General features: G+C 58.9%; 27 protein-coding genes. 19 read left to right on the top strand and 8 right to left on the bottom strand.

All coding sequences use genetic code 11. From position 1 onward, the window contains the following. Positions 1-98: 98 nt before the first annotated feature. A complete protein-coding gene (locus tag FHT78_RS09735; RefSeq protein ID WP_183742939.1) occupies positions 99-1367 on the top strand; it encodes an acyltransferase in 1269 nt (422 codons plus the stop codon). Positions 1368-1431: 64 nt separating this feature from the next. Here FHT78_RS09735 and FHT78_RS09730 read toward each other — a convergent pair whose 3' ends face one another. Together FHT78_RS09730 and rpsU are read right to left on the bottom strand one after the other, a co-directional pair. Next, the gene (locus FHT78_RS09730; RefSeq protein ID WP_183742937.1) at positions 1432-1626 is read right to left on the bottom strand and encodes a hypothetical protein; all 195 of its coding nucleotides are present in this window, start codon (positions 1624-1626) and stop codon (positions 1432-1434) included. 66 nt (positions 1627-1692) lie between these two features. After that, positions 1693-1929: a 30S ribosomal protein S21 gene (rpsU, locus tag FHT78_RS09725; RefSeq protein WP_183742934.1), complete on the bottom strand. Its 237-nt coding sequence runs from the start codon at positions 1927-1929 to the stop codon at positions 1693-1695. A gap of 480 nt (positions 1930-2409) precedes the next feature. Between rpsU and xth the strand changes: the two genes are divergently transcribed. Beyond that, positions 2410-3207: an exodeoxyribonuclease III gene (gene xth / locus FHT78_RS09720; RefSeq protein WP_183742932.1), complete on the top strand. Its 798-nt coding sequence runs from the start codon at positions 2410-2412 to the stop codon at positions 3205-3207. On the opposite strand, the gene FHT78_RS09715 is transcribed toward xth, so the two are convergent. After that, positions 3161-3457, bottom strand: a complete 297-nt coding sequence (locus tag FHT78_RS09715; RefSeq protein WP_183742930.1) for a hypothetical protein — start codon at positions 3455-3457, stop codon at positions 3161-3163. The two genes, xth and FHT78_RS09715, sit on opposite strands and share 47 nt — an antisense overlap. Before the next feature lie 196 nt (positions 3458-3653). On the opposite strand from FHT78_RS09715, the gene FHT78_RS09710 reads away from it, so the two are divergent. Further along, positions 3654-4205, top strand: coding sequence for a hypothetical protein (locus tag FHT78_RS09710; protein ID WP_183742928.1), 552 nt, complete (start codon positions 3654-3656; stop codon positions 4203-4205). Between the two features lie 66 nt (positions 4206-4271). Here FHT78_RS09710 and FHT78_RS09705 read toward each other — a convergent pair whose 3' ends face one another. Next, positions 4272-4535 (bottom strand): hypothetical protein, encoded by a 264-nt coding sequence (locus tag FHT78_RS09705; protein ID WP_183742926.1) that lies wholly within the window; start codon positions 4533-4535, stop codon positions 4272-4274. 327 nt (positions 4536-4862) lie between these two features. Here FHT78_RS09705 and FHT78_RS09700 point away from each other — a divergent pair, with 327 nt between their 5' ends. From FHT78_RS09700 to treS, 3 genes are all read left to right on the top strand, one after another. After that, positions 4863-5126: a hypothetical protein gene (locus tag FHT78_RS09700; RefSeq protein WP_183742924.1), complete on the top strand. Its 264-nt coding sequence runs from the start codon at positions 4863-4865 to the stop codon at positions 5124-5126. Between the two features lie 12 nt (positions 5127-5138). Continuing rightward, positions 5139-5513 (top strand): GFA family protein, encoded by a 375-nt coding sequence (locus FHT78_RS09695; RefSeq protein ID WP_183742923.1) that lies wholly within the window; start codon positions 5139-5141, stop codon positions 5511-5513. A 61-nt stretch (positions 5514-5574) separates the two neighbouring features. Then, positions 5575-7218, top strand: a complete 1644-nt coding sequence (treS, locus tag FHT78_RS09690) for a maltose alpha-D-glucosyltransferase (protein WP_183742920.1) — start codon at positions 5575-5577, stop codon at positions 7216-7218. 21 nt (positions 7219-7239) lie between these two features. Here the strand turns inward: treS and FHT78_RS09685 are convergent, their stop codons facing one another. Together FHT78_RS09685 and FHT78_RS09680 are read right to left on the bottom strand one after the other, a co-directional pair. Then, positions 7240-7632, bottom strand: a complete 393-nt coding sequence (locus FHT78_RS09685; protein WP_183742919.1) for a hypothetical protein — start codon at positions 7630-7632, stop codon at positions 7240-7242. 231 nt (positions 7633-7863) lie between these two features. After that, complete coding sequence (locus tag FHT78_RS09680; protein ID WP_281412838.1) at positions 7864-9375, bottom strand: oligosaccharide flippase family protein; 1512 nt, start codon at positions 9373-9375, stop codon at positions 7864-7866. A gap of 231 nt (positions 9376-9606) precedes the next feature. Here FHT78_RS09680 and FHT78_RS09675 point away from each other — a divergent pair, with 231 nt between their 5' ends. The 8 genes from FHT78_RS09675 to FHT78_RS09640 all read left to right on the top strand — a co-directional run bounded on the left by FHT78_RS09675 (position 9607) and on the right by FHT78_RS09640 (position 16698). Continuing rightward, complete coding sequence (locus FHT78_RS09675; RefSeq protein WP_183742915.1) at positions 9607-10278, top strand: hypothetical protein; 672 nt, start codon at positions 9607-9609, stop codon at positions 10276-10278. After that, on the top strand, positions 10275-10904 hold the full coding sequence (locus FHT78_RS09670; RefSeq protein ID WP_183742913.1) for an HAD family phosphatase: 630 nt from the start codon (positions 10275-10277) through the stop codon (positions 10902-10904). Before FHT78_RS09675 ends, FHT78_RS09670 begins: the two co-directional genes overlap by 4 nt. Further along, the gene (locus FHT78_RS09665; RefSeq protein WP_183742911.1) at positions 10901-12394 is read left to right on the top strand and encodes a glycosyltransferase family 2 protein; all 1494 of its coding nucleotides are present in this window, start codon (positions 10901-10903) and stop codon (positions 12392-12394) included. The genes FHT78_RS09670 and FHT78_RS09665 overlap by 4 nt, the downstream gene beginning before the upstream one ends. Continuing rightward, positions 12387-13136: a hypothetical protein gene (locus FHT78_RS09660; protein WP_210289800.1), complete on the top strand. Its 750-nt coding sequence runs from the start codon at positions 12387-12389 to the stop codon at positions 13134-13136. Before FHT78_RS09665 ends, FHT78_RS09660 begins: the two co-directional genes overlap by 8 nt. 102 nt (positions 13137-13238) lie before the next feature. Further along, positions 13239-14216, top strand: a complete 978-nt coding sequence (locus FHT78_RS09655) for a glycosyltransferase (protein ID WP_183742909.1) — start codon at positions 13239-13241, stop codon at positions 14214-14216. Between the two features lie 239 nt (positions 14217-14455). Then, positions 14456-14626 carry a hypothetical protein gene (locus FHT78_RS09650; RefSeq protein ID WP_183742907.1) on the top strand — a complete coding sequence of 57 codons (171 nt, stop codon included), beginning with the start codon at positions 14456-14458 and terminating at the stop codon, positions 14624-14626. 58 nt (positions 14627-14684) lie between these two features. Beyond that, positions 14685-16073 carry a sensor histidine kinase gene (locus FHT78_RS09645; protein ID WP_183742905.1) on the top strand — a complete coding sequence of 463 codons (1389 nt, stop codon included), beginning with the start codon at positions 14685-14687 and terminating at the stop codon, positions 16071-16073. 1 nt (position 16074) lies between these two features. After that, positions 16075-16698, top strand: a complete 624-nt coding sequence (locus tag FHT78_RS09640; protein ID WP_183743478.1) for a response regulator transcription factor — start codon at positions 16075-16077, stop codon at positions 16696-16698. Here the strand turns inward: FHT78_RS09640 and FHT78_RS09635 are convergent. Both FHT78_RS09635 and FHT78_RS09630 read right to left on the bottom strand, forming a co-directional pair. Beyond that, complete coding sequence (locus tag FHT78_RS09635) at positions 16695-17204, bottom strand: hypothetical protein (protein WP_183742903.1); 510 nt, start codon at positions 17202-17204, stop codon at positions 16695-16697. The genes FHT78_RS09640 and FHT78_RS09635 overlap by 4 nt on opposite strands. Positions 17205-17389: 185 nt before the next feature. Further along, entirely contained in the window at positions 17390-17968 is a 579-nt protein-coding gene (locus FHT78_RS09630) for a BA14K family protein (RefSeq protein ID WP_183742901.1), read from the bottom strand. 216 nt (positions 17969-18184) lie between these two features. Between FHT78_RS09630 and FHT78_RS09625 the strand changes: the two genes are divergently transcribed. The 5 genes from FHT78_RS09625 to FHT78_RS09605 all read left to right on the top strand — a co-directional run bounded on the left by FHT78_RS09625 (position 18185) and on the right by FHT78_RS09605 (position 22167). Next, complete coding sequence (locus tag FHT78_RS09625; RefSeq protein WP_183742899.1) at positions 18185-19477, top strand: DUF763 domain-containing protein; 1293 nt, start codon at positions 18185-18187, stop codon at positions 19475-19477. Between the two features lie 97 nt (positions 19478-19574). After that, a complete protein-coding gene (locus FHT78_RS09620; RefSeq protein WP_183743476.1) occupies positions 19575-19874 on the top strand; it encodes an acylphosphatase in 300 nt (99 codons plus the stop codon). A 150-nt stretch (positions 19875-20024) separates the two neighbouring features. Then, on the top strand, positions 20025-20666 hold the full coding sequence (locus tag FHT78_RS09615; RefSeq protein ID WP_183742897.1) for a Rieske (2Fe-2S) protein: 642 nt from the start codon (positions 20025-20027) through the stop codon (positions 20664-20666). Further along, on the top strand, positions 20663-21511 hold the full coding sequence (locus tag FHT78_RS09610) for an aromatic ring-hydroxylating dioxygenase subunit alpha (protein WP_183742895.1): 849 nt from the start codon (positions 20663-20665) through the stop codon (positions 21509-21511). The genes FHT78_RS09615 and FHT78_RS09610 overlap by 4 nt, the downstream gene beginning before the upstream one ends. Beyond that, positions 21508-22167, top strand: coding sequence for a glutathione S-transferase family protein (locus tag FHT78_RS09605; RefSeq protein ID WP_183742893.1), 660 nt, complete (start codon positions 21508-21510; stop codon positions 22165-22167). The genes FHT78_RS09610 and FHT78_RS09605 overlap by 4 nt, the downstream gene beginning before the upstream one ends.

Genomic DNA, 22167 nt, shown 5'->3' with positions numbered 1-22167 from the left:
TTGATCGAATGGCACCCTCGCGCATCAGCGCGAAACCAGTTCCTGACAAAGCCGCTCTTGGTTGAACATACGCTTTGTCATCTAACGGGAAATCAGTCATGGGTGCGATCCAAAGCAGGAAGATTGACGGCAATCTTTCCAACTATCTTGATCTGCTGCGGCTCGGCGCAGCCATCGTCGTATTTCTTTCCCATGCGCATGTTTTCCTGCTCCCCTCCATCAAGATCGGACCTCTGGGCTGGGGACGGGAGGCAGTCGCGGTTTTCTTTGTTCTTTCTGGATTTGTCATCAGCTATGTCGGGCAGGTGAGTGAGAAGGACTGGCGCGCATACCTCGTCGCCCGCGTCGCCCGAATAATGCCTGTTGCTCTGCTGGCGATCGCGGTGATCTTCGTTGCCGATAGCATCGGGATGCACGCAAACGCCTTTTACTATGATTTCATCAACACCGGATTTTTTACCCCGGTATCAGTCGAAGCGGCGCTGGCCTACGTGACCTTCACCAATCAGTTATGGTTTGCACATGCCGTTTTTGGTAGCGGCGAACCGTATTGGTCGCTGGGCTTCGAAGTTCAGTACTATTTGTTCTTTGGGCTCTTCGCCTTTTTGCCGCGGCGCGCGAAAGTGCCGTTGCTGTTTCTGTGGGCCGCTGCCGCCGGCCCGAAGATCCTGATGTATATGCCGCTGTGGCTCATGGGCTGGTTGACGATGAAGTGCGTCATCGAACGCCCGCCATTTCGGCGCACCATTTCCATCGCGATGATAACCGCATCGCTTTTGCTGTTCTTCAGCCTGAAATTTTTCGCCGACCGCGCTGCTACCAACATGTACGAGACTTGGTCACTCACTCAAGAAGCGATCAATTTCGTCTACTTCAATCTCATCGGCGTTGCCGTGGTCCTGCACCTCATCGGCACCGCATCATTGCTTTCCCAGGCTCCCGCACTGTTTACGAAGACAGGCCCGGTGATCAAATGGCTGGCCGGCGGCAGCTTCACGCTCTATCTCGTCCACCAGCCGCTCATCCTCATGTTTGCATCTTTTCTGCATCCGGTGGAGGAGCATATTGCGATGGCGGCCGCCCTGCTCGTCGTCTGCTTCATCCTTTGCTTCCTGCTTGCGGAAGTCGCCGAACGCCGAAAGAAATTCTTCGCCTCACTCATCGTAAGCCTGCTCCCGGTGCCATCGCAGACGGGCCAGAAAACGCCCGCCAATATTGCCTCCGGCACAGTTTTCTCAGACGATGCAGCACCCGCGACCTCGCAGCTCATTCGCGTTTTCACGGAAATGCAAAATGCTCTGGACGGGGAAGAAAAAGTGGCCGGCAGTCAGGATGCAGTGCCTCGCGATCGCGTGTCACGCGCTTGAGGAAGCGAGCTTCCAACGCCTCTCAGATCTGGATCTGATGGACACGCGACCATGATCTTTCGCCTCAGTGAACGCTCGGGATATTCACTGCGGAAGCGAAATCTTCCGCCACCAGTTCGCTGATCGCGATCAAGGTTTCCTCGATCGTAAAACCGGAGGCCACAGTCGCCTCAATCAGATCCTGTAGATCCGGTCCGATCGCCTCACGGCAATCGTCGAGCCGATCGTCGGAAACTGTCAAACTGCGCAACTCTTCCATGATGTCCCTTTCCAGAATTAAAGCCAAGGATAGGGCCGCCGGCATGGTGCGGCGGCGCTGCTCTTATCAGCGTGTAAACGCACCACGTCTTGCGGCTGGCAGAAGCCCTTCTCGCTGCATCTTCTTTCGGGCAGCCTTGCGCTGTCGGGCAATTGCCTGGGCTTTTTCGCGGACACGCCTCTCGGAGGGTTTCTCATAGGCCCGCCGCTCCTTCATTTCGCGAAATAATCCTTCGCGCTGCATCTTCTTCTTCAAGGCGCGGAGAGCCTGTTCGACATTGTTATCTCTGACGATGACCTGCATGTTTTCTCCTTGCGGATGGTGGGTTGAGCCCGCTCGCCCCAATCCCTCGGCACTCGTTCTGCGCGAATGGGGCAATCGAAGGTAGCTTTGAATGAAACGATCAAAGGATTGCGCTTGCCGGCACGGCGGCAATGATGCAGAGCCAGCCGATGGTCCGGCTTGCGAAAGCCTTGGCTGGACCGCAGCAATCTCTCCTCAAGAGGAGAGCCTGTCGCCCTGTGGTCCCTGCCCAGGCCGATACGGGTGATGTCGCTTAAATAAGAGCGGCATGACGCTATTGCAAGGCAGCCCGATCCGCCTCAGTCACAAGCCAACGGGAACTTTCTGAAGCCATGCACATTCCATTCGCCGAGTGCGGGCCGTGTCAACCGGACGCGACAGGGATGGTGAACATGGCGATTTTCCGGTTTCCCGCCATGGCTAACGCAATGGCAGACGAGCACCCAACCTGTCCGGTCCGCCTCGCCGTCTGGAGGTCGATTGAAAATAGCCACCTATAATATCAACGGAATCCTCGGCCGCCTTCCGATACTCCTACGATGGCTGAAAGAAGATGCGCCAGACGTCGTCTGCCTTCAGGAACTGAAGACTTCCGATGACAAATTCCCGCGACGGGAGATCGAACGTTCAGGGTATCGCGCCGTCTGGCATGGCCAAAAAAGCTGGAACGGTGTGGCAATCCTTGCGAGAGGCGCCTTACCGGTACTCACGCGCCGAGGCCTGCCTGGAGACCCGGACGACAGCCACAGCCGTTATATCGAAGCTGCCATAAACGGCTTGTTGATCTGCTGCCTCTACCTTCCAAACGGCAACCCTGCGCCCGGTCCCAGGTTCGACTATAAGCTGCGCTGGTTTGATCGACTGCATCACTATGCCGGCGAGCTCTTAGACCTCAAAGTCCCAGCCCTGCTCATTGGCGACTTCAACGTCATGCCGACAGAGATGGATGTCTATTCCCCGGAACGATGGCGCGACGATGCCTTGTTCAGACCCGAGGTCAGAAAAGCCTATGTCAGGCTGGTTCAACAGGGATGGACGGATGCGCTTCGCCACCTTCACCCGGATGAGCGGATCTACACATTCTGGAAATACTGGAGAAACTCATTCGAACGAGACGCGGGACTGCGGATCGACCACGCTCTTCTCAGTCCTGATATCACCCCACATCTTCGCTCTGCCAGCGTTCGGCGCAATCCGCGGAGCTGGGATCATACGAGCGATCATGCGCCCGTCATGATTGAGCTCGATCTGCCTTATGTGAGCGACGGGAGCCGGTGAGTCCACAGGTGTAGAGTGCCGGCGAAACCTCTTCGTCCGCACGATCTGGAAAGAGTTGACGGCGCATGCGATCGAGAGCTTCCGCCTCCTTGCGCGTTCTTGCAAGCAGATCGGTGGTAACATCGCCATAGCGCAAGCCGTCCGCCGGAGCGACGCCGACAGTCCCGCCGCTCGACAAAAACTCGCAGAAGGATCGAACCGATCGAAGACGCGTGGTGATCTCGATATAGTAGCTATCGTGTCCAGCCATGCTCATCTCCCTTCGCACTCAAAGGTTAACGCGCACTGCGTCAATATGATGGCACTCTTCGCGCATTTCAGCAGCACCGTATCGAAAGCACCGCGTCATGATCGAGGCCATCGTCATTGTGCCCGCACAGGAAGTAATTCTCTTTTGACAGGAACATTCACCCGCCGGCCGCCTTTGTCCCTCAAGGAGAATCGCTATGGCCAATGCTCGCACCACCTATCATGAAGTTATAGCGGAAATCGCGGCGCTCGCGACTAATGCAACAGACCATTCAGGTCGTTGGACAGTCGAATATCTCACTCGCCGTGAGATTTTCTACCAGTTTTCGGGTAATCGCAGCCTCGCAGGCGAGGACGCAACCGGGCACCGGTTTGATGGCAGCCGCGATACGCTGACGGTCCTGCCCGCAAATCTGCTCGTTCCGGCCATCGCCGACTTCGACAACAATCCAATCATGGCTTTCTATATCGGAGCAAGCACGTCCGTGACGACAATCGCCCGCGAAGCGATCGATTGCTGCGTACGGGCGCCGGAGGTGCTGCTGGTAGACATCACCATCGATGACGAAGATCTGCTTGCAGGCACAAAATCCCTCACGAGATTGGCCTTCGTCGGGCTTGATGCCAATGAAGGATGGCAGCCGCTTGTCCCATGTGCCGACACCCTGACCATCAATGACATGATCCACCCGTTCTGGTGCCACGGCAGACAGGTGGCCCGAGGTGGTCTGTTGCAGATCAGGATCTGACGAGACGATCCCGCCAGTGGCACGCTTCGGCCGTTTGTCCTGTTGCGACGACCGGTGGGTCATCGCTCAATCAAATAACTCACCACGTCCGATCTGTCCTTGCTTCGCATCGACATCGCCGATTGCCGGATCGCTGGCAGGGTCAGGATCTCCCGTGTTGGCGTCTTTGAGAGACCGTGCCGCCTCGACGAGCGCCACGGCGATTTCATCCGTGCCCCAACCCGCGGCATTGGCATCGGCGATAACCGCCTCCAGGGCAGCGCGGGCGGCATCAGTCGCTTCCTGAAAACGACGCGTGGGATCATTGCTGGTCGGGACTGGAAAACTCATATGCGTTCCTTTCGAGGGTTCGAGCAAGATGCGTCCTTGAAGTGAACGCAGAGGACGGCAAATAGATGCGTCGATCGTCTCTATGCGCGACCGCCGAGCCGAAGCTTATCTCGACCGCTCCTCCTCAATGAACGTTCATGTCCCTCGGCAGATGCGGACAGAATGAAGGCCGGCGAAATGAAGGATTGAGTGAACCGCGCCGGCAGGCCGTCAGTGCAGAACCGGAGGAGGAAAGCTCCGGAACCAATCGCCATCATATCGGTTGATACACTGATCTCCATGCCACGCAAGAAGGCAAACCAGCGGAAAGGCCGGAGGAAAGTTTCCATGCATCCGAACGAGGCAAAGGTGACACATCAGCAGGAGGGCTGGCATGTCGATTTCTTCGGCGACGCCGGTGAGCAGCTGACGGTGCATCTCCCCGAGGCGGCAGCGCGGAGCGAAGAAGACGCAATCGATCGCGCCAGGGAAATGATGGTGCAGCTGACGCCCTTCGGTACCCGCGGCGGCGAACCAAGCCTCAATCGCTACGACAGTTTGAGCAACGGCAATTTCGACGACGATCAATCGCCCTTCGAGGTGAAACACTGAGGGAGGTCCTGGATGACCACACGACACGGGAGCTGCAATTGCGGCAAAGTGCGCTATCAGGTGGAGGGCGAACCGATACGCGTCGGGCTTTGCCACTGCACCGATTGTCGACAGGAGAGCGGCTCGGCCTTTACTTATTACGCGATGTGGCGGACATCCGCCTTCAAAACCACAGGCGAAACGGTTGAGCATCACGGCCGCCGTTTCTGCCCGAACTGCGGTTCACGGGTCTTTGCCTACGGCGAAGACGAGGCCGAGATCAAACTCGGAACCCTGCAAGACGCACCGACCGGCCTCAAGCCCACCTACGAGCTCTGGATCAAACGGCGCGAACCCTGGCTGCAGCCGGTCGAGGGCGCGGAACAGTTCGTGGAAGATCGGATTTGATAGATGCGCGATTCAGCACTCTACGGCGCCTTGCGAATTGGCGTAAACCGAGAGAATCTTAATGTCGGATAGCGGGCTGCAGCATCCCCTCTGGCACAAGGATGCGATCATTTATCAATTGCATGTCAAATCTTTTTTCGATGCCAATGGCGACGGGATCGGCGATTTCCAGGGATTGACGCAGAAACTGGATTACCTGGCGCAGCTCGGCATCAACACGATTTGGCTGATGCCTTTTTACCCGTCGCCGGGCAGAGATGACGGATATGATATTTCCGATTATGAGGGCATCCGACCGGAATTTGGGTCAGTCGATGACTTCAGCCGGTTCGTCGAGGAAGCCCACGCGCGCTCGATCCGTGTCATCGCCGAACTCGTCATCAACCATACGTCCGATCAGCACCCTTGGTTCCAGCGAGCAAGGCGGGCGCCTGCCGGTTCGCCTGAGCGAGAATTCTACGTCTGGTCGGACACTGACAAAAAGTTCAAGGAAACGCGCATCATCTTTGTCGATGCCGAAAGGTCCAACTGGACGTGGGATCCCGTGGCGAAGTCCTATTTCTGGCACCGCTTTTATTCCCACCAGCCGGATCTCAACTATCGAAACCCGGCAGTTGTCGACGCTCTGCTGAATACCATGCGTTTTTGGCTCGATCTCGGTGTCGACGGCTTTCGGCTCGATGCCATTCCGCATCTTGTCGAGCGCGACGAAACACGCAACGAAAACCTGCCGGAAACTCATGCTCTCTTGAAATACATCCGAAGGACACTGGATGGCAGCTATCCCGGCAAGGTGCTTCTTGCCGAGGCCAATCAATGGCCGGAAGAGGCGCGCCAATATTTCGGCAAGGGCGATGAATGCCATATGGCTTTTCACTTTCCGCTGATGCCGCGGATATTCACGGCGATCGCCAAAGCCGACAAGCAGCCTATCGTCACCATCATTGGCCAGACCTACGATATCCCGAACAGCTGCCAATGGGCGATCTTCCTGAGAAATCATGATGAACTTTCGCTGGAGATGGTCAGCGAAGAGGAACGCTATTTCCTGTGGAACACCTATGCCGCAGACAAACGGGCAAGATTGAACCTCGGCATCCGACGCAGGCTTGGGCCGTTGATGGGCCAGGACCGCAGGCGCATCGAACTCCTGCACATCCTGCTCCTATCATTGCCGGGCAGCCCGGTGCTCTACTATGGCGACGAACTGGGAATGGGTGACAATATCGAGCTCGGGGACAGGAACGGAGTGCGCACGCTGATGCAATGGTCGCCGGACAAAAACGCCGGCTTTTCGACTGCGCCTGAGGAGCAGCTCGCACTGCCACTGATCGACGATCCGCAATATGGCTTCAAGGCGATCAACGTCAGGGAGCAAGAAAGCGATCCGCATTCGCTGCTCAACTGGCTCCGCCGCATCCTGCAGCTGCGGACAGGGCACCAGGCTTTCGGGCGAGGAAGCATCCACTTTCTCGAAAATGATACCCCTGCTGTCATCGCCTATTTGCGGGAATATGGCGAAGAGAAGTTACTTTGCGCTGCCAATCTGTCGGACGCGTCCGTCGCGACCGATGTACAGCTCGTCGGATTGGAGGGCCGCACTCCCGTCGAACTCATCAATGGCTTGGCGTTTCCCCCAATTTCCGAAAGCGGCTACCGGCTGACCTTCCAGCCCTACGGTTACTATTGGCTGCGCCTTGACTGAGCGTTTGGCTTAAAAGTCTAATCACACCCAGCCGAAGCGTAAAAGGGAGAGGGGCATCGTTGTCCTTCCCGAATGAGGCAGCCACCGCAACCGTCTTGCCACCAGAAACGTTATGGCAATGATCCCGGCGAGCTTCAGCCAGGGATAGTTTCCAAACTGCCTTTGGGTGCTCGCATCCATCCGTGGAGCGCATGCCGAGATCGCGGTCTTTGTCTGCTCGCGCAGGAGAGCAAGATGTCTGCGCAGCAATGTCAGCTCCTCCTGCAATCTTGCGAGCTCGACGGCCTCCCCTTTCTCCACCGCAACATCGACCCGGGGCACCGTAGCCGCTTCGGTTTCGGCGGCCTCGATGTCGGCAAGATATTCGTCTAACTCGGCCTTCGTATTGAATCCGCGTGCGCGTATATCCGTCATTGGCTCCTCCCCATCCGGCGGGTCTATTGTCACGTGATAAGAACGCGCTCAGTCGTCATAAGTTCGAAGCTTGCCGACACATCCCGCGTCGCGCCTCAATCCAGAGCGACCGCCAGTCGAGCGGGCAATCTCACCGTCATCTGAGCGCGAACAGTCCTCGCAAGGATTTACTTCAGGTTGTTTGACGGGATCGGCAAAAGCTCGACTTTGAAAGGCACCGCATTGATGCCGCTATTGCGCACCCGTAACATGGTTGAGTTCCGCCATTAAGGCGCGACCGCTGGACCATGCGATGACCACATAGGCAAGGCTCCCCACCACAACTCCCATCAACAATTCCAGCAAGGGAAGATGCAGGCTGCCGCCTGCCATATGGAGAGCCAGGCCGACCGCACCGACCATGACACACGCGCCGAGCCCCGCGGGAAAGATCCGATGCAATAGGGAGGGCCACCGGAAACCCGTGCTGCATTGCAGGAAGTAAAGCGACACCGAGGTCGTCAATGCCGCGGCCGCGACCTGCGCAACCGCAATGTTGATGAGGTCCGGACGGACCCAGCCGGCGATCGCAAGGCAAGCGAGGCTCGTTGCCGTAAACAGCATGTTCAGCCGCGGCAGCAGGGCAACCCGCCCGGTGATGCTAAGTACGGGCTCGTTGAGCATCTGGACGACAGCGATACCGCGCGCAGCCGCCAGCAGGATGAGGACCGGCGCGGCTGCCAGCCATTGCGCGCCGAGCAGCACGCTGACGAGCTGTTCGGATATGACGGCAAGGCCCATAAAGACGGGAAGAGCGGCAAAAGCGGTGGCCGCCATGATCAGTCCCGCAAGCCGGGCAAGGCCTTCCACCCCGCCACCCGCCTCGCCCTGCTGGCGGGAGAAATAGCTCCATGCCAGCATCCGTACAGGTTCGGAAATCAACTCCGTGACGGCGCCGACGATACGGCTTGCCATTCTATAGAGGCCGACTTCCGTCGCGCCGATGAAGAACACGATCAGGAACTCCGCTCCGTAACTTTGCGCAAATTGCATCAGGCGCGATGCCAGGAGCCGAGAAGAATAGGCAAGCGCCGCGCGGGCAGTGGCGAGCTTAAATTCAAAGCGCGGAAGCCAGCGCGCAAAGCCCGTGGACATCAGGAGTGCGACAAGCACGACGCAACAGCGCCCTGCCGCGAGCGCAATGATGCCCCAGCCGAGCAATAGCCCCCCGGTCGTGACGAGAAGGCCCGAAAACTCCGAGGCTGCCTGATAGGAGGCAAGTTCACGCAGACGTCGGCCTCTGACCAATACGCCACTCTGGCAGATGATGAAGGTACCCGGAACGATGGTCGCCATCAGCAGCAAGAGTGTGAAGAAGATCGAGCCAGTCGGCGTCAGCCAGACGAGGGAAACAGCAAGCCCGATGAAGCCGAGAATGGTGAAGGCCAGGCCGCTTGCGAGCGCGCAATAAAGAACCGTGCCGGGCAGCTCCCTACCGTGCGGTGCAGCAATCAGATATTCGCTCCAGCCGGCCTCCGCAATCTTTGATTGCAGCAATACGGTCGACGAAACCATGGCAAATACACCGACCTCTGCCGGTGAAAGCACGCGGGCTGCGACCAACAATGTACCAATGCCGCAGAACTGGCTGACCAGGCGAGCGCCAGAAATCCATAACGCATCCCGTGATGTAGAGGCGGTACCTCGCCCTTGATCTTCCTCTGCGTCGGACAAATCAGCTGAATCTGTAATAGTAGTGCCCATGGTCACATGTTTTTGAGTTTATCTCTCATATATCTTGGCATTTCTGGACATACTTCGTATGTTACCTAAGTAACAACTTTCGCATATATTCCAGGTTGACGATTTATACTCAATTCCGCATAGTTAATATGAATTACAACCACGCGCGCAAGGATTAGTCGACAGACGCATGAGGATTTCATCCGGCCGTTTGCGACAGGTTTATTGGCCGATTTGGCCCGGAGGGACGTAATGATGATACTCGCACATCGTGGCTGGTGGCTTACATCCCACGAGCGGAACACTTTAGGGGCATTCGACAAGGCATTTGCCGCCGGACACGGTGTTGAACTGGATGTTCGCGATCTGAATGGCGAGCTGGTTATTTCACACGATCCTGCCACAACCGGGGCACTGTCCTTCGAGCGCGTTCTCGAGTGCTATGCGGCACAGGGCGCTCCGGGATGGCTGGCCATCAACATCAAGGCGGACGGCCTCTGCCCTGCCCTGGTGCCGATGCTGGAACAGTACGGGGTAACGAAACGCTCCTTCGTTTTCGACGCGTCGGTTCCCGATCTCAGGCCGTATCTCGACAGCGATATCCCGGTTTTCACCCGCTACAGCGAGGTCGAGCTCTACCCGTCCTTCTACGAACGCTGTGAAGGCGTCTGGGTGGATTCCTTCACCGAGACGCCGGCCTCGATCGAACGCGCGATCGACGACCTCAGACGCGGCAAATATGTCGCAATGGTCTCTCCGGAACTGCACAAGCGCCCGCACGAAGCGGTCTGGGCCGCCTGGTCGGCTGCATTGCGACAAGCTGCAAAGAGCGGTCTTCAGCTCGATCGGCTGATGATCTGTACCGATCTGCCCGACGCGGCCGAGCGGAGTTTTGCCTGGATGGTTGAGGAGGAAGTCGCATGATCCGAGCTGTCTTGTTCGACATGGATGGCGTGCTGATCGATGCCAAGGAATGGCATTACGAGGCGCTGAACAGGGCGCTCGATCTTTTCGGTATGCCGATCGACCGCCAGGCGCATCTGACCACGTTCGATGGCCTGCCAACCCGTCGCAAGCTGGAGATTCTCTCCCGTACCAATGGCCTGCCGAAGGGCCTGAACGAGCTTATCCACGAGCTGAAGCAGGACTATACGATGGAGCTGATCTACACCCGCTGCAAGCCTGTATTTGCTCATCAATACGCGCTGAGCCGTCTTAAGCACGACGGCTACAAGATCGCCGTCTGCTCGAACTCCATCCGTGTCACTATCGAGTCCATGATGCGGCGCGCCGGATTGACGGAATATATCGACCTCATCGTGTCCAACGAAGATGTCACGCGCGCCAAGCCGGATCCGGAAATGTATGTGACGACCATGGAGCGTTTCGGCCTCAGACCGGATGAGTGCCTGATCCTCGAGGACAATGAATATGGCCTGAAGGCCGCGCGCGACAGCGGCGCTTACGTCATGCAGATCGGAACGCCGGCCGACGTTGTCTACGGCCGGATCGTGTCGGAGATCAAGCGTGTATCGGAGGTGATGGCATGATCGTCCTGTTCCCTACCACGGGCACAAGCCCCCACTTCAGCCCGGAAGACTATGCTTATCCGCGCCCGCTCATCGAAGTGGCCGGAAAGCCGATGATCCTGTGGGCCGTCGAAAACATGAAGTCGCTCGGCAGTGGCGCGCGCTTTCTCTTCGTCGTCGACCAGCAGGATGCCGTGAAATATTCCTACGAGCGGATCTTCGACCTCAGCACCAACGGCCGCTCGGAGGTGGTCATGCTGAAAGGCCCGACGGCCGGCGCACTCTGCACCTGCTTGATGGCGGTCGACAGGATCGATCCCACCGAGCCGCTGGTGATCGCCAACAGCGACCAGATCATTGACACCCGGCTTTCATCCGTGATTGCAGAATTCGAGGCAGCCAAGGCGGATGCCGGCGTCATTACCTTCGAGACGATCCACCCGCGCTGGTCCTATGTGACGCTCGGCGACGATGGGCTCGTCAACCGAACGTCCGAGAAGGATGTCATCAGCAACAAGGCAATCGCCGGATTCTACTATTTCCGCGAGGCTCAGATCTTCTTCAAGGCCGCCACTGCTGCCCTGCGGCATGGAGTGACGGTGGACGATCGCTACTATGTCAGCTCGTCGCTGAACGAGGTGATCCTGGATGGCGGCCGCGTCGTTTCCGCAAGCGTTCCCGCAGACCGCTACCACAGTTTTTACAACCCAAAAATGATCGAGAATTTCGAGGTTAACGGAGTACGACGCCTATCCTCCGCACAAGCGGCACGACCCGTGCAACTTGTCGTGCCGGCCGCCGGCCGGGGCAGCCGCTTCGCCAAAGTCGGGTTTACCCGCCCGAAGCCCTTCATCGACGTGCTTGGCCGGCCGATGATCCAGCATGTGCTGGAAAACACGCTGCCGCCAGATGGACAGCCGACGGTCCTGCTGCTGCGCGAGCATCTGGACAGCCAGGCGGATGCGGTGGCCGAACTTCGCTCGCAGGGTGTCGGGATCGTTTCGGTCGATCAACTCACCGAAGGCACCGCCTGCACCGTTCTGCTGGCGCGTCAGCATCTCGATGAGGAAGCTCCCCTTCTCATCGCCAATTCCGACCAAGTCGTGGACATGCGTATCGTCGACTTTATTGATGACTGCATGTCGCGCGATCTCGACGGATCAATCCTCGTGTTTCGCGATCCGAAGCGCGACCCGAAATGGTCTTTCGCCGAAACCGATGCGGCAGGCTTCGTGCTCAGGGTTGCCGAAAAGCAGCCTATTTCCGAACTTGCCACGGTCGGCATCTATTTCTTCCGCCGCGCCGGCGATTTCATGAAAGGCGCGCTCGACATGATGGTGCACAACGACCGCACCAACAACGAGTTCTACGTCTGCCCCGCCTATAATTATGCGATCCGCAACGGTGCGCGCATCGGCGTTTACGAGATCGATGTCAGAAACATGCACGGGCTTGGCACACCCGAGGATCTGGCCGAATATCTACGGGGCCGCGAGCCTGCCTATGCATGACGTGGGCGTCAGACCGGGCGCGGCAGCGCCGCTGAATATCATTATTCCCATGGCCGGAAATGATTTTGAACAGGCTGACGGCGCGGTGAAGGCGGAAATGCCGGTTGGAGAAACGACATTGCTCGGCGCCACGCTGGAGGCTCGTCCCTGGTGGAGCGACGCGGCTGTGCCTGTTTTCGTGCTGCGGGACAGGCCTGCTTCGCGGCGCTACGCTCGTGACACATTGCTGGTCCGCTATCCAACAGCGCGGATCGTCTGGCTGTCCGATACGAGCGGCGGCGCTGCCTGGAGTGCTGCGGCCGGCGCGGCACTTGTCGCCTTTGCGGATGCGCCCGTCGTCGTCGATCTCTGCGACATCATGTTCGACAGCGATGCAGACATTGCCGCAATCTTTGCCGCCGACTCTAAGCTTGGCGGTCTCGCGCTCACATTTTCCTCCCGCCATCCGCAATACAGCTACCTCAGGATTGGAGATGATGGCCGGATGCTGGAAGCGAGGGAGAAGATCGTCATTTCCGACATTGCATCGGCGGGCGTCTATGCATTCCGCAGCGTCGCCGTTTTTCATCTGGCTCTGGCCCACAGCCTGCAGAACAGGACGAGCCTCTCGCATAATGGCCTACTCTTCGTCTGCCCGATGCTGAACGGCGTGGTCGCACACGGTTTCGATGTCCGGACGTTGCCGGCGCGTGAGGTGTTCGATGTCAAAATTGCAGACGCGACCCTTGCTGCTAGCGTCTGAGGGAAGCAGTGGTGCCATTCCGCTTCGACAGGCGGAGCCTTGCCAACGATCTCCTCAATCCGCGTTCGCGGGATCGGGGAGCCTAGTAAACGGGAGTTCGTCATGACAGCCGGGACATCGAGCAAGTTACCCTCTCTCGCCATCATCATACCCTGCTTCAACAATGCAGAGACACTTGCCGAGGCGCTCGACAGCGCTCTGGCACAGGATTATCCGGACTTCGAGGTTCATATTTGCGATAACGGCTCCACAGACGGCAGTCGAGAAATAATCGCATCCTACTCATCTCCACTGCTGAAGCCGGCCCTGCACCCGGACACCCTGCCTCGCACGGATAACTGGAATCGCGCCTACGCCGCCGGTGCGGATGCCGACTACCTCGTCACGCTGCATGCCGACGATCGTCTCGCGCCGGGGGCGTTGCGCGCCATCGGGCGCGCGGCGATGCGCCACCCCGCTCTGATCCATGGCCGTTTCCGGCAGATCACCTACGAAGGTGATCCGATTCCCGGCCGCCGCTTCGGGTGGAGTTACAGCAACAGCGGCGAGGCGTTTCGGGAATTGCTGCTGCTCAACAATATGGTCGCAATGCCGGGCGCGACGATCCGCACGGATGTCTTCTTCAAGGCCGGCCGCTGGGACCCGGCCTGGCAATATCTCCAGGATATGGAGCTCTGGTGGCGCTGCGGAGAACTCGGAGAAGTGGCCTTCGTCGCCGACATGCTTGGCGATCACCGGGCCTATAAGCATCCGCAGGCGCTACACCGGCATGCCGAAGAACATCTGCGCTGGGCGACGCGTAAACTTCGCAACGCACCCACCCGCCGGCTGCGGCAAGCCGCTGCAGACGGGCTCAACGCCTATCTCACACGCCTCGAGGCTGAAGTGGATGCCTTGCCCGAGGTTGCCGCAAGTCTGGTGGGTCCGGTGAGAGACGCCCGGGCCGCGCTCGCAAAGGCACCGGGCACCCGCGTCGACGCCCTTCGCCGGCAAAGATTGTTGCGCATGAGAGCCGCCTCGCTCTCGGCCATTGCCAACGTCTTTGGAAAAATCTCGCCGTGGCAAGCCTTATCGCGTTGACGGCAGCGCTATCGACTGGCGTGGATACAGCTAGCTCGGCAGCCATTCGATAGCGGCGGGCGGCAGCTGCCATTGCGGGCATTCACATCCCGCTGCCGAGGAACCAATACCCGCCCGCCGCAACGCATTCAGTCGGGTCGCCTCCGACCTTCGTCTGACGACGCTCGGACTGAAGTCCCAGATCCGGAACGCACGATCTCCCACACCGTTCGACTCTCTGTCAAAAGAGGAGTTCGGTCATGGACGACAGGAACGAAATCCCGGCAATTTCCAGCGCATGGAATGCCTCCCTGGCGGCGCTCGTCATCTTCCTTGCCGCCATGCTCTATGTCTTCGGTACGGTCATGTCTGGCGACACGAGCCAGTTGACCGCCAAAGTCCCGGGCGCCGACGTCATCGAGGTCAAGTGAGCTGGAAAAGTCCAGCCAATGCGATAGTTTGATTGAATCGTCGCAACTCAGGTCGGAAATGAACTGGCTCATACGCTGGAATGCCCGCTCCCTCGCCTCCCAATTCCTCATCATGGGAGGGCTCGTTTCCCTTGGCGCGATGTTCGTCATAGGGCTTATCGTCACCCACCTCATCGAGGATGCCGTCATTCACAATTCCGGGGCCGCAACGGCGCTCTATGTCGATAGCGTCGTCGCGCCCTTGCTTCCGGACATGCAGAAGGAATCACTGCTAGACGAAGCAAGCGCTCAGGCGCTCGACGAAACGCTCGGACAGGGCGCCCTCGGCCGGCGTCTCGTGTCCTTCAAGCTATGGCGTCGTGACGGTACGATCCTCTATTCCAATGAAAAGGAACTGGTGGGAAAGGCATTTCCGGTCAATGGCAAGCTTGCCCAAGCATTTGCAGGCTCGCTGGTCGCACGTTACGAAGTCGCAAGCGACCCCGAAAGCGCCAAGGAGCGTAGTCTCGGCAGGGCGCTCATGGAAATTTACAATCCTGTTTTGCAGCCTTGGTCCGGAGAGGCTGTGGCCGTGCTTGAATTTTATGAGACAGCCGAAGGGCTGGAAGACAGCCTCGCGCGAGCACGGCTCTGGAGCTGGCTGGCTGTTGCCGGCCTGACCGCAATCTTCTTCCTCGTTCTCTCCATTCTCGTCTTTCGCGGCAGCCATACGATCGAGGTCCAGCGCGAAGCCCTAAAGGCCAGAGTGGACGAACTCTCCGCACTTCTCGCCGAAAATCGCGGCCTGCAACGCAGACTTCAATTGTCCTCCCAGCGCGCCGCAGCCTTGAACGAGACCTATTTGCGCGGCATCGGCGCCGATCTGCATGACGGCCCCGCCCAGCACATCGCCTATGCCTCGCTGCGTCTCGACAGCGACCTGCTGATCGATGCCGCCACCCTGCCGGAGACGCGCGAGAAGGAACTTTCCTGGATCCGTTCGAGCCTTGCCGAAGCGATGAAGGAGATCCGCGATATCTGCAAAGGTCTGGTCCTGCCGCAAATCGAGAAGGCTTCGATTACGGAGATCGTGAAACGCGTTGTTGAAGCCCACCAGCAGAAGACCAAAACCGCGGTCGATACGACAATTGACGAGGACGATCCAGAACTTGCCCCCGCTCTCAAGATTTGTATCTACCGCTTCATTCAAGAGGCACTCAACAATGCTTATCGCCATGGCGGCGGCGTTCAGCAGGCTGTCAGGGCAATATCACACGGCGGCGCCGTCCGCATCGAGGTCAGTGACCAGGGCGAGGGTTTCGATCCGACGCAGGTGAGGCCGACGAGCCTCGGTCTGGTGGGACTCAAAGAGCGTATCGATAGCCTTGGCGGGGAATTCGACATAAGAACCGGCGAAGGTGGTACGACCGTCATCATGACCTTTTCGCCTATGGAAGTGGAGGAATAGAATAGTGCCCATCAAAATCGGCGTCGTGGACGACCATCCCCTGTTTCGCGAAGGGGTGACCCGCAGCCTCTCCGAGGTCAGCGATTTTGTTGTTGTCGGAGAAGGCGCCAACACATCCGATGCCGCAATGATCGCCGCCGATAGCCGTCCGGACGTGCTGCTGCTCGATGTGTCGATGCCTGGGAACGGGCTTTCGGTCATCGACGATATCCTTTCCTTAAGCCCGGATACCAAAATCCTCATGCTCACGGCTTCAGAGGAAGTCGATACGCTCGTCGACGCCCTGCAGCGCGGAGCAAAGGGGTACATTCTCAAGGGGGTCGGTTCCCGCGGCCTGGCGGAAGCGATCCGCACCGTCTTCAAGGGAACCCGCTACGTCTCCCCGACAATGTCGGCCAAAGTCATGGAATATTCGTTGAGCGGCCAGGCATCGGACAGGGACACACTTACCCCGCGGGAACGCGAGGTGATGGACCTCGTTGCGCAAGGCCTTTCAAACAAGCACATCGGCTTACGTCTCGATCTACAGGAAAAAACGGTAAAGCATCATATGACCCAGATTCTGACGAAACTCGGCGTCACGAACAGGACGGAAGCTGCCTTGCGGTGGCGCGAAAAACGTTAGCGCAGGAGCCGCGTGAGCCGCGTACTATCAGCAGATGTCGCCCGCCTGTTGATGATCGTGCGGCCTTTCGAGTCCTTCATGATATAGCGTCCAGCACGAAGCGTTTCGGTTATTCCATTCGTATGCCGGATATCGATCGAGCCGTCCGTATCTTCAGTCGCGCGCGCTCCTGATATCGAGGGCGCATTGTCCGTACTACCGGTTCCGGTCGAGCCCGATCGGCCGCCACCACTGCTATTGCCGTTGCCGCCCGAATTACCGTTACCGCCACCCCCGCCATTACCGCTTCCATTTCCTCCGCCGCTGCCGTTTCCATTACCGCCGCCATTACCGCCATTGCCGTTTCCATTCCCCCCGCCATTGCCGTTTTCGTTCTTTGCGAATGCGGCCTGAATGGCGAGTGAGGGAAACGTACCCGTGACCTCGATCTTCAGCGGTGCAAGCGTCGCGACGGCAAAAACACTCGCGCCGCAGCCCTTCAGGAAATTACGTTTCGAGATCACCATCGTCCTTTGCCTTGTGCCTCATCCAGCCTGTTCTATCGGGAACAGAAGCATGAGATTGACCGCTTGTTCCGAAATTGCAAGGCGGTCGGACATAGGTACCAGACGGTCTGGGACTTTGGTCCGGGATCACGAGCAATAGTAGCTCCCAAGCACGCAATCTTCTCATAGGAGAATAACGGCGCCGCTCAGATGACGGGGGAAACGCACTGGCGCCTTGGTCCGCTGAAAGGCTGGTAGGTATTATCCGAAGCACGATAGGAATTATAGCGGGCGGCGCACCATGACATATGTGGGTCGGGGCTTGGATATGCAGCAGGCAGTCCGACGGAAAGCTCCCTTTCTTCGATCACGCAGGGCTTCCGGGGGCCGCCGTCAAGAGGCTGGTATGTATTGTCGGCGACGTTATAAGATCGATAGCGTTGCTGGCACCGGCTGAGATGGCGGCTGTCGGCCATCCACTCCTGCGTCGGCTGCTCAATTGCCCCCGTCACGGTTGGGTCAGGCGGTGCAATGGCCGACACGCCGACGAGATTGGCCGGTGTTGAAGACGAGGCGTCGGCCGTGGCTTGAAGAGGTGGAAGGCGCTCGTAATCCTGCGTTCTGGGATCAACGCGCCTTGGTGTCGTCGTCCAAAGCGGTGCATCGAGATTAGCGAAATGATGTGGTTCCGGACCGCGGAACCCATAGGAAACAAACCCGAGACTGCCAGCCAGAACGGCCCCGACCGCTGCCAGACATATGAATGGTGCAGCAAACGACTTCATGACGCGATCTCCCATTCCGTCCGTATAGAAATTAGGAACGCCGCGCTTCGGTTCCGCCAACAGGTCGAAAATCGCATTTTTAGGCGCTAATTTGCTGGTGCAGCGGACAGGGCTCTCGGAGATGGGAATTTATTGCCATCGCCGCGATTTTGACGGATAGCTGTTTTATTGGGTGATCCGATCCATCACAGCAGATCGCAGGCAGAAAGAGGAAGCATGTCGCAAAGAGCGGGCAGCGCCGACCTCCCCCTTCACGGAGGGCGCGTGCCACCATGGCTGGGCAACCGTATGACGACGCTCGGTGCGCTGATAACCGAAGCCATCGTTCACCACTACGGGCGTGACGAATTCCTGCGCCGGCTTGCCCATCCTTTCTGGTTCCAGTCCTTCGGTGCCGTCATGGGCATGGACTGGCATTCTTCGGGAATTACGACCAGTGTTTTGGGAGCATTGAAGCGCGGGCTGAAGCCGCTTTCGAGGGAACTCGGACTGCATGTCTGCGGCGGCCGCGGCGCGCAATCGCGCAAGACGCCGGATGAACTGATGGCGATCGGCGAACGGACGGGGTTGGATGGCGCTGTCCTTGCCAAGACGAGCCGGCTGGTCGCCAAAGTGGACAGTGCAGCCGTCCAGGATGGTTTCGACCTCTATCTTCACGGCTTCATCGTCGCTGATGACGGCCATTGGGTGATCGTTCAGCAAGGCATGAATGGCGACAAGCGTCAGGCGCGGCGCTATCACTGGTTCTCGGAAGGATTGGAAAGCTTCGTCAATTCCCCGCATGCGGCCATCGAAGGCCGGTCTCAGGGCGAAATCATCAATCTCGCCGACCGGCGCGCGGAAAAATCCCGCCACGACCAGCTCGATCTTCTCGCAGCTCTTGGGCCGGACCGCATTATCCGCGAGGCTGCCGCCCTTGCCCCGGCCGCCGATCCTGCACCCTTGCCGGAGTCAGCCGGACAGCTGATGCTGCCGCATCTCTTCATGCCCGCACATCACGATGTGCGCGAAAGCGACGTCAACATGCGGCGTTTGCATGGCAATCTTGCCGCGGCTGCCGATCGCGGACCGGTCGATTTCGAGGATTTGCTTCTCGTGCCGGGCGTTGGTGCCCGCACGGTCAAGGCGCTGGCGCTCGTTGCCGAAGTCGTGCATGGCGCGCCCTGCCGCTTCTCCGATCCCGCCCGCTTTTCGATCGCTCACGGCGGCAAGGACAGGCACCCCTTCCCTGTGCCGCTCAAGGTTTATGACGAAACCATCAATGTGATGAAATCGGCAGTCATGAAAGGTAGGCTCGGCCGCGAGGAGGAGCTGCAGGCCTTGCGCCGGCTCGACGACCAGTCGCGCAGCCTGGAGCGCTATGTCACCGGCCCAGACCTCAAGGAGATCGTGGCCGGCGAATTTCGGCAATCCTCGACCTTCGGCGGCCGAAGCGTCTTCGGCTGGGAGCCGCCAACGGAAGATATGCCAGTGGATGCAGCGCCGCCGCACCACACAAGCCGCCGCTGATTGCGAGCGTGCAGATGGGGCGCCGGGGCCAGATATGCTGCCGGCTCACCGCCCATGCCGGTTGTCATGGCGCTTTCATTGCCACTATGCTGTCATCATGAATGAAACAAGAGATAAATCAGTGATACAGGGACGGCAGGGGGGCGAATTGCACGAGCGAATGACGATCCTCGGCGAGGTCAATGCCGCATCGTTCGTCTCGTGGATCCGCCGCCATGCCGATAAGCTCGGACTATCCCAGGATTTCATTCACACCGGCGCCGACCGAATCGAACTCGAGGTCGCAGGCCCGATAGAGCTGATCGACATGCTTGAAATGGGATGTTCGCTTGGCCCGATCGACGTTTGGGTGGAGGAGATTCAGCGCAGGATTGTAGATCCCGCCGACACACGGTAGCGCAGGCGGCATTGATCCTGTGCCCTTTATTTAATCATTGTTGCCAATGCGATTTTTTTATGCAAGCCTCTGATCACTGACGCCGCAAGCTCGGCAACAGTGCGCGGCCAGCGGCGCTAAAGCATTGGTAAAATTGAGGAAGTAAAGGTCATGCCATCTGATACGGCCGGCTCGTGGACGCCTGTCGCCCTTTCTGCTGATCTGCCGTCGGCAACCGTCATGCCAGCGTGGATACCAGCAGGATCGATCGCCCTCTGGCGCAGTCAGTCCGGGCGTGTGTCGGCATCGTCGGATCGCTGTCCGCATCGCGGGATGCGTTTGTCCCATGGCTTCGTGCGCGGCGAGTCACTCTCCTGTATTTATCATGGCTGGAGCTATTCTCCTGCAGGAACCTGCATTCGCATCCCTGCCCATCCCGATCTTGTGCCGCCGGAAACGATCCGTGTCGCGGTCCACAAGGTCGAGGAATCGGCTGGTATCATCTGGGTAACTGTCGGAGAGCCGGCGGAACAGCCGCCACGCTTTACCGATCTCGTTCCGCTGCGCTCGATGACGGCAGACGCTGATATTTCGGCCATTGAATCGGCGGCTGGCTCCAAAGCCGGCGCCGATGGGCTTATCCATATCGCGCACTCTCCATGGATCAGGCTGCTGCCGACTGAGCAAGCTGACTGCACGCTCATTCACCTGCTGATCGAGCAGGGCCGCAGCCCGGCGGACCGTGTCACGGCGTCCCGTGTCGCCGAAGCGGTGCGTCGGCAGGCGGAATCGCGGCAGAAGGAGGTCGCATGACGAAGGCTGCTGCGATGATCAACGAGTGGTATCCAGTCGGCCTTTTTTCCCAACTGACCGAGGCAGGAACGAAAACCGCTTTAATGGGTGAACCCATCGAAGTGGCGCGCACGCCCGATGGCAATGCGCGGGTGACATCTACCGATGGGCGCAGCCTGCCGGTCCGTGTCCGCTACGGCCATGTCTGGTCCTCCCTCGGCAATCCCGCCAAGGAACTTTTTGCCATTCCAGAGGCGGATCAACCCGGCCGCCGTTTTGTCGACGTCGGCGTGGTACGTGTGCGCTGCTCGCCGCTGCGCGCGGTGGAGAATTTTCTCGACATCGCCCATTTCCCGTTTGTTCACACCGATATTCTCGGCGCCGAGCCGCACACGGAAGTCGAGAATTACAAGGTCGAGATCCGCGAGGACGAAGACGAGGTCTGGGCGACCCAGGTAAAATTCTATCAGCCGCAGGCCGCCAAGTCGGCGAGCGGCGGGATCACGACTGAATATATGTACCGCGTGCCGGCACCGACCTGCTCGGTGCTCTACAAGACCTGCCCTCCCCGGCCGGGCGAATGGGATGTCATTACGCTCTTCGTGCAGCCGCTTGCGGAAGACCTTTGCGACGTATGGCCGTGGATGGCCCTCTTTGATGACGTGACACCAATGACAGACCTCATCCATTTTCAGCAGATGATCTTCCTGCAGGATCGCTCGATCCTTGAGAACCAGATCCCGGCCCTGCTGCCGCTCGATCCCGGCATGGAAATCCCGACGAGGGCCGACCTGACCTCGGTCGCCTATCGGCGCTGGCTCAAGCGCCATAATTACACCTACGGCGCACAGTTGGTCGCGCAATGAAGCTCTACGACTACATTCTCTCGCCGAGCTGCTACAAGGTCCGCCTGATGGCAGCGATCCTCGGCATCAAGCTGGATATCCGCCCGGTCGATTTTCATCCCGGCATCGAACATCGTCGTCCAGAACTCCTGGCGCTCAATCCGGCAGGTTCCATCCCGATCCTTGTGGATGGCGATCTCGTCCTGACGGAATCCTCGGCCATCCTAGCCTATCTCGCCGCCCAAAGCGCCCGGGAATGGCTGGGCAACGGTAAGCCTGAAGAGACGGCGCAGGTGCAGCAGTGGCTTTCCTTCTCGCATCGGCTGACGGCCAATCTCGGCGGCGCGCGGCTGCATGAAATGCTCCTGCGCCCCGGCAATATCGAGACCCTGCAGGCCCAGGGCATCGCCGCGCTGCGCGAGCTGGAGGCTGGTCTCTTCGAACAGCAGCTTCGCGGTATGCGCTTCCTGGCATCGAACCGCGCCACGATCGCCGATATCGCCTGCTTCCCTTACGTCGCGCTCGCCCCCGATGGCGGCATCTCGCTCGATCCCTATCCAAACATCCGGCTGTGGCTGCGGGCCGTCCGCAGCCTCGGCGGCTTCATCGAGATGCCCGGCATTCACCGCCTGCACGAGCTGAAGCCCGATCCTCATCCTGCGAAGGAGGAAAGCTGA

The sequence above is a fragment of the Rhizobium sp. BK196 genome (assembly GCF_014193255.1).
Taxonomy (GTDB): Bacteria; Pseudomonadota; Alphaproteobacteria; order Rhizobiales; family Rhizobiaceae; genus Rhizobium.
This window is presented reverse-complemented; position numbering and strand designations above follow the sequence as displayed.

Excerpts from the sequence above, each read along its gene's own strand:
- FHT78_RS09610 (WP_183742895.1), top strand. The coding sequence starts at position 20,663 with ATGACGAAGGCTGCTGCGATGATCAACGAGTGGTATCCAGTCGGCCTT.
- FHT78_RS09715 (WP_183742930.1), bottom strand. The coding sequence starts at position 3,457 with ATGGCTGGACACGATAGCTACTATATCGAGATCACCACGCGTCTTCGA.
- FHT78_RS09680 (WP_281412838.1), bottom strand. The coding sequence starts at position 9,375 with ATGGGCACTACTATTACAGATTCAGCTGATTTGTCCGACGCAGAGGAA.
- FHT78_RS09705 (WP_183742926.1), bottom strand. The coding sequence starts at position 4,535 with ATGAGTTTTCCAGTCCCGACCAGCAATGATCCCACGCGTCGTTTTCAG.
- FHT78_RS09710 (WP_183742928.1), top strand. The coding sequence starts at position 3,654 with ATGGCCAATGCTCGCACCACCTATCATGAAGTTATAGCGGAAATCGCG.
- FHT78_RS09635 (WP_183742903.1), bottom strand. The coding sequence starts at position 17,204 with ATGGTGATCTCGAAACGTAATTTCCTGAAGGGCTGCGGCGCGAGTGTT.
- FHT78_RS09700 (WP_183742924.1), top strand. The coding sequence starts at position 4,863 with ATGCATCCGAACGAGGCAAAGGTGACACATCAGCAGGAGGGCTGGCAT.
- FHT78_RS09630 (WP_183742901.1), bottom strand. The coding sequence starts at position 17,968 with ATGAAGTCGTTTGCTGCACCATTCATATGTCTGGCAGCGGTCGGGGCC.
- FHT78_RS09620 (WP_183743476.1), top strand. The coding sequence starts at position 19,575 with ATGAATGAAACAAGAGATAAATCAGTGATACAGGGACGGCAGGGGGGC.
- FHT78_RS09625 (WP_183742899.1), top strand. The coding sequence starts at position 18,185 with ATGTCGCAAAGAGCGGGCAGCGCCGACCTCCCCCTTCACGGAGGGCGC.
- FHT78_RS09695 (WP_183742923.1), top strand. The coding sequence starts at position 5,139 with ATGACCACACGACACGGGAGCTGCAATTGCGGCAAAGTGCGCTATCAG.
- FHT78_RS09665 (WP_183742911.1), top strand. The coding sequence starts at position 10,901 with ATGATCGTCCTGTTCCCTACCACGGGCACAAGCCCCCACTTCAGCCCG.
- FHT78_RS09685 (WP_183742919.1), bottom strand. The coding sequence starts at position 7,632 with ATGACGGATATACGCGCACGCGGATTCAATACGAAGGCCGAGTTAGAC.
- FHT78_RS09670 (WP_183742913.1), top strand. The coding sequence starts at position 10,275 with ATGATCCGAGCTGTCTTGTTCGACATGGATGGCGTGCTGATCGATGCC.
- FHT78_RS09615 (WP_183742897.1), top strand. The coding sequence starts at position 20,025 with ATGCCATCTGATACGGCCGGCTCGTGGACGCCTGTCGCCCTTTCTGCT.
- FHT78_RS09605 (WP_183742893.1), top strand. The coding sequence starts at position 21,508 with ATGAAGCTCTACGACTACATTCTCTCGCCGAGCTGCTACAAGGTCCGC.
- FHT78_RS09675 (WP_183742915.1), top strand. The coding sequence starts at position 9,607 with ATGATGATACTCGCACATCGTGGCTGGTGGCTTACATCCCACGAGCGG.
- FHT78_RS09645 (WP_183742905.1), top strand. The coding sequence starts at position 14,685 with ATGAACTGGCTCATACGCTGGAATGCCCGCTCCCTCGCCTCCCAATTC.
- FHT78_RS09735 (WP_183742939.1), top strand. The coding sequence starts at position 99 with ATGGGTGCGATCCAAAGCAGGAAGATTGACGGCAATCTTTCCAACTAT.
- rpsU (WP_183742934.1), bottom strand. The coding sequence starts at position 1,929 with ATGCAGGTCATCGTCAGAGATAACAATGTCGAACAGGCTCTCCGCGCC.
- FHT78_RS09650 (WP_183742907.1), top strand. The coding sequence starts at position 14,456 with ATGGACGACAGGAACGAAATCCCGGCAATTTCCAGCGCATGGAATGCC.
- treS (WP_183742920.1), top strand. The coding sequence starts at position 5,575 with ATGTCGGATAGCGGGCTGCAGCATCCCCTCTGGCACAAGGATGCGATC.
- FHT78_RS09660 (WP_210289800.1), top strand. The coding sequence starts at position 12,387 with ATGCATGACGTGGGCGTCAGACCGGGCGCGGCAGCGCCGCTGAATATC.
- FHT78_RS09730 (WP_183742937.1), bottom strand. The coding sequence starts at position 1,626 with ATGGAAGAGTTGCGCAGTTTGACAGTTTCCGACGATCGGCTCGACGAT.
- FHT78_RS09655 (WP_183742909.1), top strand. The coding sequence starts at position 13,239 with ATGACAGCCGGGACATCGAGCAAGTTACCCTCTCTCGCCATCATCATA.